Source organism: Sphingomonas sp. CCH21-G11 (genome assembly GCF_001555965.1).
GTDB lineage: Bacteria > Pseudomonadota > Alphaproteobacteria > Sphingomonadales > Sphingomonadaceae > Sphingomonas.
Window position 1 is genome coordinate 101,269 of sequence record NZ_LSHX01000050.1, and the last position, 12,543, is coordinate 113,811.

Consider the following 12,543-nt stretch of genomic DNA (forward strand, 5'->3'; position numbering starts at 1 on the left):
CATCCCGTTGCGTCATGCATGGAGCCCGGCCTTGACCCCACCCGCCATTCCTGCGGCCTCCCGCCTCTATCTCCGCCCGGTCCAGTTCGTCGATACGCCGGTCGGTCGTGACGGCCAGGTCGCGCGGCTGGCCGGCGGGATGAGCTGGTTTGCCGGCTGGCACGTCATCGCCGTCGATGGCGGGGCGCGAGTGGCCGAACGCCATGTCGCCGTCGCCGATTTCGATGCCTTCGCCGCCACGCTGGCTGAACCCCAGGCGCAGCGCCTGCAATCGCTCGCCACCGCGATCCAGCGCCCGCGCGCGCCGCTAAAGCTGGGCGAGCGCACGCTGCGGCTCGACCAGCCGCAGGTGATGGGTATCCTCAACCTTACGCCCGACAGCTTTTCCGATGGCGGCAAGCATCTCGGCGACGTCGACGCGTCGGTGCGCGCGGCGGTCGAAATGACCGAGCAGGGCGCGGCGCTGATCGATGTCGGCGGCGAATCGACCCGCCCCGGTGCGGCGACGGTGTGGGAGGGTGATGAGGTCGCTCGCGTCGTCCCCGTCATCGAACGCCTCGCGCGCACCGGCACGCCGGTGTCGATCGACACGCGCAAGGCGGCGGTGATGGAGGCCGCGCTCGCCGCCGGCGCGCACCTGATCAACGATGTCGCGGCGCTCGCCTTCGATCCGCGCGCGGTCGAGGTCGCGGCCGGCGCCGGCTGCCCGGTCGTGTTGATGCACTCGCCCGATCCCGCAAAGGGCCCGCACGGCGACCCCGGTTACGCCGACCCGCTGATCGAGGTGTTCGACTGGCTGGCGGCGCGGGTGGATGCGGTCGTGGCGCGCGGCGTCGATCGCGCCAATATCGTCGTCGATCCGGGTATCGGCTTCGGCAAGTCGGTTGCGGACAATCTCGCGCTTCTGAACGGCCTGGCGCTGTTCCACGGGCTCGGCTGCCCGATCCTGCTGGGCGCGAGCCGCAAGCGGCTGATCGGCGCGCTGGCGAACGAAGCGCCGGTGGACCGGCGTCTCGGCGGTTCGCTCGCGCTGGCGCTGACCGGTGCGGCGCAGGGCGCGCAGCTGATCCGCGTCCACGATGTGGCGGAAACGGTGCAGGCGCTGCGCGTGCGGCGCGGCATGATCGACGCCGCGCTGACCGCGCGCGTGCCGGGGGCTTAGGGACGCAGCTACTTCACGACGTGACGACGTCATCCCAGCGAAACCCGGGATCTCAAGCCAATCGAAGCGCCAAGCATGGCTTGAGGCCCCAGCCTGCGCTGGGGCGACGTCCAACGATATTCACGCCGCGCTCTGGTCGATCCCCAGCTCGCCCAGCTTGCGGTAGAGCGTAGAGCGGCCGATCCCCAGCCGGCGCGCGACTTCGGTCATCCGCCCGCGATAATGGCCGATCGCCAACCGTATCACATCGGCCTCGATCTCCTCGAGCGCGCGCAGATTGCCGTCGGACCGGAACAAGGTGACCCCGGCATTGCCCCCATGGCTGGCCGCCGGCGGCCCGCCGCCGGTCGCGCGCAGCGTCGACAACTGGGCGATCTGGGGGAAATCGGATTCGGTCAGCGCCAGCCCGTCGCACAGCACCGCGGCGCGGAACAGCGCATTCTGAAGCTGGCGGACATTGCCCGGCCAGTCATAGGCGTTGAGCAGCGCCAGCGCCTCGTCGGTGATGCCCAGCGGGCGCAAGCCCGGCTGCTGGGCGATCCGCGCCAGCAGGTGGCGGGCGAGCGGCGCGATGTCGCCGGCGCGCTCGCGCAGCGGCGGGATCGTCACCTGGACGACGTTCAACCGGTAATACAGGTCCTCGCGGAAATTGCCGGCCTCGACCTCGGTCAGCAGCGTCTTGTTGGTCGCTGCGATCACGCGGACGTCGACTTCGCGGACATGGCGCGCGCCCAGCGGCTGGATTTCGCCCGACTGGAGCACGCGCAGCAGCTTCACCTGCGCGTCCAGCGGCATTTCGCCGACTTCATCGAGGAAGATCGTGCCGCCATCGGCCTCGGCGAAACGGCCCAGCTTGCGCTCGAACGCGCCGGTGAATGCGCCGCGTTCGTGCCCGAACAGCTCGCTTTCGACCAGGTTGGCGGGAATCGCGCCGCAATTGACGCGGATCATCGGCTTCTTCGCGCGCGGCGATGCGGCGTGGATCGCCTCCGCCACCACTTCCTTGCCGACCCCGCTTTCGCCTTCGATCAGCACGGGGACGCGCGCACGCGCCGCCTTTGCCGCGATCGCCAGCGCGGCGCGGAATTGCGGGGCGGAGCCGACAATCTCGTCAAAGGCCAGCGGCATCGACAGTTTCTCCGTCAGCGGGCGCAGCTCGCCCGCGGTGCGTGCGCCGACCGCCGAATCGAGCGCGGCGAGCAGCCGTTCGGCGGCGAGCGGCTTGACCAGGAAGTCGCTGGCCCCCGCACGCATCGCGCCGACCGCGGTCGCGACCGAATCGTCGGCGGTCAGGATCAGGATGGGCAGCGCCGGGCGGTTGACGCGCAGCTCCGCGATCAATTCCGCCGCATCCAGATCGGGCGACCAATGGTCGAGGATGATCGCCTCCAGCGCCATCCCGTCGGGCGTCCCCAGCATCGCCAGCGCCATTTCCGCGCCGGTCGCAAAGACAGTGCGCCAGCCACGCCGCGCCGCGATCGCCGCGATCAGGCGGCGCTGCGCCGGTTCATCGTCGATCAGCATCAGCAGGCGCTGGCGATCTCGCGTCATCAAACCGTCCTTATTGTCCCGATTCCGGTCACTGCCTTAACCGTCAGCGGTAAAGGGGGGCTTAAATGCCCCGCACTTCGTTGCGCCGTCGCGGCTCTTGAGGGGCGGGCGGCTCGCAGCTAAAGCGGGGGACAGGCAATGATGCAGGGGAATGGCAAATGGCCGGAAACGGCGACATCAAGGACCATCAGGCGACGTTCGACTTCTTCATGTCGCTGCTGAAGGTCAGCACGGTGATCACGATCGTGGTTGCCGCGTTCGTGATCTGGCTGATCGCGGCTTAAAGGTGCGGATCGCCGTCCTTCGCGAACAGGCTGCGGGCGAAACCCGCGTCGCGGCCACCCCCGAAACCGTCAAGAAGTTCATCGCGCTCGGTGCGACCGTCGCGGTCGAAGCGGGGGCGGGTGAACAGGCGATGGTCCCCGACCAGGGCTATGTCGACGCCGGCGCGACGACCGGCGCGCGCGCCGACATCGTGAAGGATGCCGACATCCTGCTGGGCGTGCAGGGCCCCGATCCCGCCAGCCTGGCGGGGGTAAAACCGGGCGCATGGCTGGTCGCCGGGCTCAATCCGTTCGGTGAGCGGGCGCGGGTCGATGCCTATGCCGCGCTGGGCGTCGAGGCGCTGGCGATGGAATTCATGCCGCGCATCACGCGCGCGCAGTCGATGGACATCCTGTCGTCGCAGTCGAACCTGGCGGGGTACAAGGCGGTGCTCGATGCCGCGGCGGAATATGGCCGCGCCTTTCCGATGATGATGACCGCGGCCGGCACCGTTTCGGCGGCCAAGCTGTTCGTCATGGGTGTCGGCGTCGCCGGGCTTCAGGCGATCGCCACCGCCCGGCGGCTGGGCGCGCAGGTGTCCGCGACCGATGTTCGCGCCGCGACCAAGGAGCAGATCCTGTCGCTGGGTGCCAAGCCGATCTTCGTCGAGAATGTGAAGGGCATCGAGGGCGAGGGCACCGGCGGTTACGCGACCGAGATGTCGGACGAATACAAGGCAGCTCAGGCCGAGCTGGTCTCAAGCCACATCGCCAAGCAGGACATCGTCATCACCACCGCGCTGATCCCCGGCCGCCCCGCGCCACGGCTGATCACCGACGCGCAGATCGCGACGATGAAGCCGGGCAGCGTCATCGTCGATCTGGCGGTTGAAAGCGGCGGCAATGTCGAGGGATCGGTCGCGGGCGAAGTCGTGGTGCGCCACGGAGTCCGGATCGTCGGCCATCGCAACGTGCCCGCGCGGCTGGCGGCGGATGCCTCGGCACTGTTCGCGCGCAACCTGTTCAACTTCCTGTCGGCCTTCTGGGACAAGGAAGCGGGCAAGCCGGTGCTGGATGCGGAGATCGGCGACGCGATCCGCGTGACCCAGGGCGGGCAGGTGGTCAATCCACGGCTGCTGGCCGCCTGATGGGCCTGCTCAACGCGACCGAGGCGAGTGTCGACGCGGTCGCGCGCGAATATGGCCCGATCCTGCTGCCCGACGAACGCATCCTGATTGCGTTCAAGACGATCCGCGACCTCGTCTTCCTCACCGACCGCCGCGTGGTGACGACCAACGTCCAGGGGCTGACCGGGCGCAAGGTCGATATCCTGACCATCCCCTATCGCTCGATCATCCGTTATTCGATCGAGCGCGCCGGCACCTTCGACCTCGATTCCGACATGAAGATCTGGATGACCGGCACCGCCGAGCCGCTGCTGGTCAAGGTGAGCGCCGGCGCAAACATCGTCGCGGTCCAGCAGGTGCTGGCCCGTTATGTGCTCGGCGGGGGGAAGTGACGGGGATGCGCGCGCCTTTTGCCTTCGAGCCGGAGACGGCGACCTTTGTCCGGTCGGTCGAGCAGGGGCCGCCGACCGAGGGGCTGGCGATCTCGGCACTTCGCGACGGCTATCGCGCCACCGTGATCGCGAACTCGGTCGAACCGGACTCCGGCGTGACGACCCGCGATCTGGCGATCCCCGGCGAAGCGGGCGAAGTCGCCGCGCGGCTCTATGTGCCGGAGTCGAGCCGCAAGGGCGGTGGCCTGCTGATCTATGTCCATGGCGGCGGGTTCGCGGTCGGCGATCTCGATTCGCACGATCGACTGGTGCGACTGATCGCTGCGGCATCCGGTCTGCGGGTGTTGTGCCTCGATTATCCGCTTGCTCCCGAGCATCCGTTTCCGGCGGCGCGCGATGCGGTGGTCGCCGCGTTTGAATGGGCGCGGGCGAATGCCGCCAGTTTGGGCGTCGACGCGGCACGTATCGCGCTGGGTGGGGAAAGCGCGGGCGCAACCCACGTGATCATGGCGACGCTGGCGCTGGTTCGGTCGGGCGGCGAGATGCCTGCGCTCGTCTGGGCACTGGTCCCGGCAACCGATCCGGCGGGCAGCACCGCCAGCCATCGCGATTTCGCCAACGGGGCCGGTCGCACCGCCCAGGAATTTGCGTATCTGTGGAGCCTTTATCTGCCGGATGAAGCCCAGCGCAGCGATCCGGCGATCGTCCCGGCTCTGGCCGACCTGGCCGGGATGCGTGCCCTGTTGATCCACACCGCCGAGTACGACCCCGCCCGTGATGACGGTGAGCAGCTTGCCCAACGCGCACACGCCGCCGGCGTTTCGGTCACGCTCACCCGACACGCCGGTCTGGTCCACCAATTTCCCGAAATCACCGGCATCTCGTCAGCAAGCCGCGAGGCCATCGTTCAGGCCGCGCGCGAACTTGCCGACGCGCTTACGAAAGGCTGATCTTCCATGGACTTCATCTCGATCCTGTCGATCTTCGTCATGGCCTGTTTCGTCGGCTATTATGTCGTCTGGTCGGTGACGCCCGCGCTGCACACGCCATTGATGGCGGTGACCAACGCAATCTCGTCGGTCATCATCGTCGGCGCGCTGGTCGCCAGCGCCGCGGCGGGGTCGCTGGTCGCGAAGTGGCTCGGCCTGCTGGCGGTGGTGCTGGCCAGCATCAACATCTTCGGCGGCTTCGCGGTCACTGAACGGATGCTGGGCATGTACAAGAAGAAGGAGCGGCCCGCGGCCAAACATTAATCGTCATCCCGGCGAAGGCCGGGACCTGTTGCCAATAGCGGCGCGGAAAATGGCCTAAGGCCCCAGCCTTCGCTGGGGCGACGTTTTGGGGGGAATGAGTTCGATGCATGAAGCCGCACCCGTCAATCCCTGGGTAGCCCTGGCCTACCTGGTCGCGGGCGTCCTGTTCATCCTGGCGCTGCGTGGTTTGTCGAGCCCCCAGACGAGCCGGACGGGCAACCGCTTCGGCATGATCGGCATGGCGATCGCGGTGGTGACGACGCTGGTCACGCACAGCATCGCCAGCCTGCCCGAAATCCTCGGCGCCATCGCCGTCGGTGGCGCGATCGGCATCGCCGCCGCACGCCGCATCCAGATGACCGACATGCCCCAGCTGGTCGCCGGCTTCCACAGCCTGGTCGGCCTGGCCGCGGTGCTGGTCGGTGCCGCCGCCTATCTGAACCCGGACGCCTTCGGCATTGTCGATGCCAATGGCGACATCCTGGCGGTCAGCCGCATCGAGTTGGGCCTCGGCGTTGCGATCGGCGCGATCACCTTCTCGGGCTCGGTCATCGCCTTCCTCAAATTGAACGGCAACATGAGCGGCAAGCCGATCCTGCTGCCCGCGCGCCACGCGATCAACCTGGGCACGCTCGCCGCGATCCTGGGCCTCATCGCCTGGTTCACCCAGGACCAGAGCCCCTGGGTGTTCTGGACGGTGATGTTCCTGTCCTTTGCGATCGGCTTCCTGCTGATCATCCCGATCGGCGGCGCGGACATGCCGGTGGTCGTGTCGATGCTCAACAGCTATTCGGGCTGGGCGGCGGCAGCGATGGGCTTCACGCTCGGCAACACCGCGATGATCATCACCGGCGCGCTGGTCGGATCGTCGGGCGCGATCCTGTCCTACATCATGTGCACCGCGATGAACCGCAGCTTCATCAGCGTCATCGCCGGCGGCTTCGGTGCGACCGACAGCGGCGGGGGCGCGGCCGCGGCGGTCGACCGGCCGTGGAAGCGCGGATCGGCGGAGGATGCCGCCTTCCTGATGAGCCAGGCCGAACAGGTCATCATCGTCCCCGGCTATGGCATGGCGGTGGCGCAGGCGCAGCATACGCTGCGCGAGATGACCGACAAGCTCAAGGAGCATGGCGTCCGCGTCAAATACGCGATTCACCCGGTCGCCGGCCGCATGCCGGGCCACATGAACGTGCTGCTCGCCGAGGCCAATGTGCCCTATGACGAGGTGTTCGAGCTGGAGGACATCAATTCGGAGTTCAGCCAGACCGACATCGCATTCGTCATCGGCGCCAACGATGTGACCAACCCGGCGGCCAAGACCGACAAGTCCTCGCCGATCTACGGGATGCCGATCCTCGATGTCGAGAAGGCGAAGACCGTGCTGTTCATCAAGCGCAGCATGGGCGGCGTCGGCTATGCCGGCGTCGACAACGAGGTTTTCTATCGCGACAACACGATGATGCTGCTGGCGGATGCCAAGAAGATGGTCGAGGAAATCGTGAAGTCGCTCGACTGATGCGGATCGTGCCCGGCCGATGAACCCGTTCGATCAACGTCTCGACCCGGTCGGTCCGCTGCCGTTCGCGCTGATCGCCGTGCCGGCGCGCGCGGCCCTGCTCGGCACGCAGTTCGGCGCGGCCGGGCGCGCGCCCGCCACGATGATCGGTCCGGGCGAACAGGTCCCCGACGACGCGCGGCTGGTCGTCGCCGATGTCGCGGGATGCGTCCGCGATGAGGTCGACGCGCTGCTCGCCACTGTCGACGCGATCGACCCCGCAGTTCCGGTGCTCGTCCTGCTGACTTTCGACCAGGTCGACGCGGTCGTCGCGGGCGTGACCCGCGATGACGTCCGCTTCCTGTGCGATCCGACCGAAGCGGAGTTCCTGCGCGCGACCTCGGGCGGTGACGGCCATGTCCGCGAACAGGGCGACGACAGCGAAGCCGAACGCCTGCGCCGTATCGACGAGGAAGTGGCGCGGATCGCCCAGGTGCTGGCGCGGCTGACCGCGGGCCGCGAGGCGCCGGGGGCGCTCGGCGACCGGGAACTCGCTTACGATCCGGGGCCGCTCCGGACGGGCGCCGGCGCGCCGGTCACCGTCAATTCCGCGCTTGTCCGCCGCATCATCCGCGCGCGCCGGCTGCGCGACCAGCATTTCGACGCGACGCTGTTCGCCGACCCTGCCTGGGACATGCTGCTCGATCTCTATGCCGCCGAACTCGATCGCGGCCAGGTGTCGGTGTCCAGCCTGTGCATCGCCGCCGCCGTGCCGCCGACCACCGCGCTGCGCTGGATCACGTCGATGACCGCGCGCGGCCTGTTCGTGCGCACCGCCGATCCCTTTGACAAGCGCCGCATCTTCATCGCGCTCGGCACGTCGGCCAGCGCGGCGATGCGCAGCTATTTCGCCGCGCTGATCCGCCAGGGCCTGCCGTTGGTCGGTTAGCGCGCGCGTGGACTTGCTCCGCCCGATCCACTCGCCTATCGCCACCGTCGCCGGGCGCTTAGCTCAGTTGGTAGAGCATCTCGTTTACACCGAGAGGGTCGGCGGTTCGAGCCCGTCAGCGCCCACCATTCCGGACGTTAGCACGCAACGTGCATTGCTGTCCTAGCCGCCGCTTTTCTGCGATCCTCCGCCCCATGCGTTGTCCTGCCGCCCTTCCTGTTTCCGCGCGCGCCATGCGCTGGCGCGGGGGTCGATGCGAAGGCGTGCACAGTCGGCAACTTCCGCACCTTCGCTCGCCCGCATGAGCGCCGACCTGCCGATTTTCGCGGTGCTGCCGCAGCTGCTCGGCGCCTTGCGCGAGCGGTCGAGCGCAGTGCTCGTCGCCCCGCCGGGCGCGGGCAAGACGACGGCGGTTGCCCCCGCGCTGCTCGATCAGCCCTGGTGCGACGGCGAAGTTCTGTTGCTCTCACCCCGCCGCATCGCCGCGCGCGCGGCGGCCGAGCGCATGGCCGCGCTGGCGGGCGAGCCGGTCGGGCGGACCTATGGCTATGCGACACGGCTCGACAGCAAGCGGTCGGCGGCAACGCGCGTGACCGTGATGACCGAGGGCATTTTCGTCCGCCGTATCCAGGCTGACCCCGATCTGCCCGGCGTAGCGGCGGTGCTGTTCGACGAGGTGCACGAACGCAGCCTCGACAGCGATTTCGGCCTGGCGCTCGCGCTCGATGCGCAATCGGGGCTGCGGCCCGAGCTGCGGATCGTCGCGATGTCGGCGACGCTCGATGGGGCGCGCTTCGCCCGGTTGATGGACGATGCCCCCGTCATCGAAAGCGAGGGGCGCAGCCATCCGCTCGACCTGCGCCACATGGGCCGCGACGCGGAAACCCGGATCGACCAGTCGGTCGCCGCCGCGATTCGTCAGGCGCTGGGGGAGGGCGAGGGCGGGGTGCTTGCCTTCCTGCCCGGCGTGGCGGAGATCGAACGGACGGCGGAACGGCTCGAGCCGATCGGCCCCGGCCTGATCCTCCACCGCCTGCATGGCCAGGTCGATCCCGCCGCCCAGCGCGCCGCGATCGCGCCCGACCCTGATGGTCCGCGCAAGGTGGTGCTGGCGACGTCGATCGCGGAAACGTCGCTCACGCTCGACGGCATCCGTATCGTCGTCGATGCCGGGTTGGCGCGCCGCCCGCGCTATGACCGCGCGGCCGGAATGACGCGGCTGGTCACCGAACGCGCCAGCCAGGCCGCCGTCACTCAACGCGCAGGCCGCGCCGCCCGCCAGGGGCCGGGCATCGCCTATCGCTTGTGGGAGGCCGCGGCGACCGCCGGCCTGCCCGCCTATGACCCGCCCGAGATCCTTGAGGCCGACCTGTCGGCGCTCACGCTCGATTGCGCGATCTGGGGGGTCGGCGATCCGCGCGACCTGCGCTGGATCGATCCGCCGCCGGATGCCGCGATCGCGGAGGCGCGTGCGCGGCTGCTTGCGCTCGACGCCATCGACGATGATGGTCGCCCGACCGCGCTTGGCCGTGCGATCGCCGCGCTGCCGCTCAGCCCGCGTTTGGGCCATATGCTGGTGCGCGCCGCCGAGCTTGGTCTCGCGCAGACCGCGGCCGAGATTGCGGTGCTATTGGGCGAGCGCGGGCTGGGCGGCAACGACCCCGATCTCGACCTGCGCCTGAAACGCTGGCGCAGCGAACGCGGTGCGCGCGCCGAAAGCGCCCGCAAGCTTGCCCAACGCTGGGCCAAGCTCCCTCTCCCCCTTGTGGGAGAAGGCCGGGGAGGGGGGGGTAAGCGCAACCCTCGCCAGCCCCTCTCCCAACCCTCTCCCCAAATGGGGAGAGGGCTAGATGCGCCTGCCATCTGTGTCGCGCTCGCTTATCCAGACCGCGTCGCGCGACGCCGCGACGCGAGCGGCGAGCATTGGGCGTCGGTCGGCGGGCGCGGCTTCCGGCTCGATCCGGCCAGCAGCCTGGCGCGCAGCGAATGGCTGGCGGTGGCCGAAACGCAGGGGATGGCGGCGGGCGCGCGCATCCTGTCGGCCGCGCCGCTGACGATCGAGACGGTCGAGGCGATGTTCGGCGACCGGATCGAGGTGGTGCGCGAGGTGCGCTTCGATCCCGCGACCGGGGGCGTCACCGCGACGCGCGCCCGCCGGCTGGGCACGATCCGGCTGGCAAGCGGGCCCGACAGCGCGGCGACGCCCGCCGCGATCGCGGCGGCGTTGCTCGACGGCGTGCGCAACCATGGCCTCGACCTGCTGCCCTGGGACGACACGGCGCGCGCGCTGCGTATCCGTGCCGCTTTTGCCGCCGCGCATGGCGGTGCGGATGTCGCGCTCGACGACGCCGCGCTGCTTGCGCGGCTCGACGAATGGCTCGCGCCGTTGCTTGCGGGCAAGCGCCGGCTCGACGCGATCGACCCGGGTGCGCTCACCCAGGCGATCGAAGGGCTGCTCGGCTGGGACGCGGTTCAGGCAATTCAGCGCCTCGCCCCCGCGCGATTTGAAACGCCCGCCGGGTCGAGCCACGCGATCGACTATGCCGCTGAAGGGGGGCCGCGCGTCGAACTGCGCGTGCAGAGCCTGTTCGGGCTCTCGGTCCATCCGGCGGTCGCGCAGGGCCGCGTCCCGCTGGTGCTCAGCCTGACCTCGCCGGCCGGGCGCCCCATCCAGACCACGCGCGACCTGCCCGCATTCTGGGCGGGAAGCTGGGCGGCGGTGGCAAAGGAGATGCGCGGCCGCTATCCCCGGCATCCGTGGCCCGACGATCCGGCCGCCGCCGCCGCGACGCTGCGCACCAAGAATGCGGATGCACGGCGCGGCGGATCGCGCTAGATCACCCGGCGAACTGCCATTTACGGAGTGTCCCTTGCCCACCGCCCGCATCTATCAGCGCCCCAAGAACGCGATGCAGTCCGGCCGCGCCAATACCGACCGCTGGATGCTGGAATTCGACGCGGCCGAAGGGCAGCGGCCCGATCCGTTGACCGGATGGGCGGGATCGGGCGACACCCGCAACCAGCTGCGGCTGAGCTTTCCGACGGTGGAAGCCGCGACCGCCTATGCCGAGCGCGAAGGGATCGCCTATCGGGTCGTGCCCGCTCCCGCGCGCAAGCTCAAGCTCCAGGCCTATGCCGACAATTTCCGCTAGGGCGGCGGCAGGAGCGCGTCGGCGAGCAGCAGCATCAGCCTGACGTCGACCGCTACCCCGGCCGCGCGGCGCGCGGCGATGAAGGCCGGCAGCGCGTCGAGCGCGACGCGATAGGGGGTAATCCCCTCGCCCGCGACGCCGCCGCCGTCGGACACGCGGGTCAGGCCCGTCGCGCGGACCAGCGTGAAGCTTTCGGACACCATGCCCGGCGACGAATGGAACTGGCCCAGCGATTCGACGTGCGCGGGACGCCACCCCGTCTCCTCCTCCAGCTCGCGCGCGGCGGAGGCGAGCGCGTCCTCGCCCGCCGTCTCGTCGCCGATCAGCCCGGCCGGCAGTTCCAGGCAAGCCCGGCCGAGCGGCACGCGATATTGCTCGACCAGCAGGACATGGCCATCCTCGACCGCCAGGATCACCGCCGCGCGGATGCCGCGGGCACGTGCGACATATTCCCACCGCCCCCGCTTCTTCGCGACGATGTAGCGGCCTTCCCACATCGTCTCGACCGGGGCGTCATGGTCGGGGGGCAGGGTCATAGCTCGATCAGCCGGTCGGGCAGCTCGTTCACATCATCGGCGGTCTTGGGGAAATGTTCGGCCAGCACCGCGCCGATCCGCGCGACCGCCGCCACCATCCCGCCCGCCGCGTCACCGGCGCGCACGCGATCGACCAGTGCCGCCATCGCCTCGCCCCAGATTTCGGGTGCGACCCTGGAATGGATCGCTTCGTCCGCGACGATCTCGGCGATGCGTTCATCGAGTGACAGGAACAGGAGGATGCCGACGCGCTGCCGCGTGCGTTTCTCCGCGCCCGCCTTGAAGAACTGGATGGCGCGCCGACGTACCCGTCGCTCGCGGGTCGACAAGGGCGCGATCCGGATCCGCAGCCACCGCCACGCGAGCCCGTACCGCACGACCAGGAAGACGATGGCCTGGACGACGAACACGCCGACCAGCAGCAGCGCCAGGTCTGTGCCCGCATCCCAGCCGCCGCCGAACAGCGCGAGCTTGCGCACCAGCAGCGCGGGGGCGGCGGCGAGCAGCGCGGGCACGAGCAGCATCGCGGCGACCGCGAAGTGCAGGGCGACGTCATGATATTCGTCCGACCGCGGCGTCACGATCGTCACGATCTCGCCGTCCGTGCCATGTTCGGCCTCGGCAACCGCGTGCGTGACGCGCGCATGGTCGGCGCCTGAAAAG

Annotated in this window: 13 protein-coding genes and 1 tRNA gene; 11 read left to right on the plus strand and 3 right to left on the minus strand. The window is 69.5% G+C overall.

From position 1 onward, the window contains the following. Positions 1-31 precede the first annotated feature (31 nt). Positions 32-1,162, plus strand: coding sequence for a dihydropteroate synthase (gene folP, locus AX676_RS13545; protein ID WP_231726231.1), 1,131 nt, complete (start codon positions 32-34; stop codon positions 1,160-1,162). Between the two features lie 120 nt (positions 1,163-1,282). Here folP and AX676_RS13550 read toward each other — a convergent pair whose 3' ends face one another. Beyond that, positions 1,283-2,713 (minus strand): sigma-54-dependent transcriptional regulator, encoded by a 1,431-nt coding sequence (locus AX676_RS13550; RefSeq protein ID WP_066481635.1) that lies wholly within the window; start codon positions 2,711-2,713, stop codon positions 1,283-1,285. A 158-nt stretch (positions 2,714-2,871) separates the two neighbouring features. Between AX676_RS13550 and AX676_RS17430 the strand changes: the two genes are divergently transcribed. The 10 genes from AX676_RS17430 to AX676_RS13595 all read left to right on the plus strand — a co-directional run bounded on the left by AX676_RS17430 (position 2,872) and on the right by AX676_RS13595 (position 11,344). Then, positions 2,872-2,997 (plus strand): aa3-type cytochrome c oxidase subunit IV, encoded by a 126-nt coding sequence (locus AX676_RS17430; RefSeq protein WP_082730865.1) that lies wholly within the window; start codon positions 2,872-2,874, stop codon positions 2,995-2,997. Between the two features lie 2 nt (positions 2,998-2,999). Next, positions 3,000-4,124, plus strand: coding sequence for an NAD(P) transhydrogenase subunit alpha (locus AX676_RS13555; RefSeq protein ID WP_066481636.1), 1,125 nt, complete (start codon positions 3,000-3,002; stop codon positions 4,122-4,124). Continuing rightward, complete coding sequence (locus tag AX676_RS13560) at positions 4,124-4,495, plus strand: PH domain-containing protein (protein ID WP_066481639.1); 372 nt, start codon at positions 4,124-4,126, stop codon at positions 4,493-4,495. The genes AX676_RS13555 and AX676_RS13560 overlap by 1 nt, the downstream gene beginning before the upstream one ends. Before the next feature lie 5 nt (positions 4,496-4,500). After that, positions 4,501-5,445: an alpha/beta hydrolase gene (locus AX676_RS13565; protein WP_066481641.1), complete on the plus strand. Its 945-nt coding sequence runs from the start codon at positions 4,501-4,503 to the stop codon at positions 5,443-5,445. A 6-nt stretch (positions 5,446-5,451) separates the two neighbouring features. Continuing rightward, entirely contained in the window at positions 5,452-5,748 is a 297-nt protein-coding gene (locus tag AX676_RS13570; protein ID WP_066481642.1) for an NAD(P) transhydrogenase subunit alpha, read from the plus strand. A 103-nt stretch (positions 5,749-5,851) separates the two neighbouring features. Beyond that, positions 5,852-7,264 (plus strand): NAD(P)(+) transhydrogenase (Re/Si-specific) subunit beta, encoded by a 1,413-nt coding sequence (locus AX676_RS13575; protein WP_066481689.1) that lies wholly within the window; start codon positions 5,852-5,854, stop codon positions 7,262-7,264. 19 nt (positions 7,265-7,283) lie between these two features. Next, positions 7,284-8,192 (plus strand): MarR family winged helix-turn-helix transcriptional regulator, encoded by a 909-nt coding sequence (locus AX676_RS13580; RefSeq protein ID WP_066481645.1) that lies wholly within the window; start codon positions 7,284-7,286, stop codon positions 8,190-8,192. 52 nt (positions 8,193-8,244) lie between these two features. Beyond that, positions 8,245-8,320, plus strand: a tRNA-Val gene (locus tag AX676_RS13585). Between the two features lie 173 nt (positions 8,321-8,493). Further along, positions 8,494-11,028 carry an ATP-dependent helicase HrpB gene (gene hrpB / locus AX676_RS13590; RefSeq protein ID WP_066481646.1) on the plus strand — a complete coding sequence of 845 codons (2,535 nt, stop codon included), beginning with the start codon at positions 8,494-8,496 and terminating at the stop codon, positions 11,026-11,028. 34 nt (positions 11,029-11,062) lie between these two features. Further along, the gene (locus AX676_RS13595; protein ID WP_066481649.1) at positions 11,063-11,344 is read left to right on the plus strand and encodes an ETC complex I subunit; all 282 of its coding nucleotides are present in this window, start codon (positions 11,063-11,065) and stop codon (positions 11,342-11,344) included. Here AX676_RS13595 and AX676_RS13600 read toward each other — a convergent pair. Next, positions 11,341-11,880, minus strand: a complete 540-nt coding sequence (locus AX676_RS13600; RefSeq protein ID WP_066481650.1) for an NUDIX hydrolase — start codon at positions 11,878-11,880, stop codon at positions 11,341-11,343. The two genes, AX676_RS13595 and AX676_RS13600, sit on opposite strands and share 4 nt — an antisense overlap. Beyond that, positions 11,877-12,543: TPM domain-containing protein (locus AX676_RS18145; protein WP_066544413.1), on the minus strand; the 667-nt coding region annotated here is incomplete at its 5' end. The genes AX676_RS18145 and AX676_RS13600, both read right to left, overlap by 4 nt.

Bases quoted from the DNA above. Each gene is read 5' to 3' on its own strand.
- hrpB (WP_066481646.1), top strand. From the start codon at position 8,494: ATGAGCGCCGACCTGCCGATTTTCGCGGTGCTGCCGCAGCTGCTCGGC.
- AX676_RS13575 (WP_066481689.1), top strand. From the start codon at position 5,852: ATGCATGAAGCCGCACCCGTCAATCCCTGGGTAGCCCTGGCCTACCTG.
- AX676_RS13580 (WP_066481645.1), top strand. From the start codon at position 7,284: ATGAACCCGTTCGATCAACGTCTCGACCCGGTCGGTCCGCTGCCGTTC.
- AX676_RS13560 (WP_066481639.1), top strand. From the start codon at position 4,124: ATGGGCCTGCTCAACGCGACCGAGGCGAGTGTCGACGCGGTCGCGCGC.
- AX676_RS17430 (WP_082730865.1), top strand. From the start codon at position 2,872: ATGGCCGGAAACGGCGACATCAAGGACCATCAGGCGACGTTCGACTTC.
- AX676_RS13565 (WP_066481641.1), top strand. From the start codon at position 4,501: ATGCGCGCGCCTTTTGCCTTCGAGCCGGAGACGGCGACCTTTGTCCGG.
- AX676_RS13550 (WP_066481635.1), bottom strand. From the start codon at position 2,713: ATGACGCGAGATCGCCAGCGCCTGCTGATGCTGATCGACGATGAACCG.
- AX676_RS13570 (WP_066481642.1), top strand. From the start codon at position 5,452: ATGGACTTCATCTCGATCCTGTCGATCTTCGTCATGGCCTGTTTCGTC.
- AX676_RS13600 (WP_066481650.1), bottom strand. From the start codon at position 11,880: ATGACCCTGCCCCCCGACCATGACGCCCCGGTCGAGACGATGTGGGAA.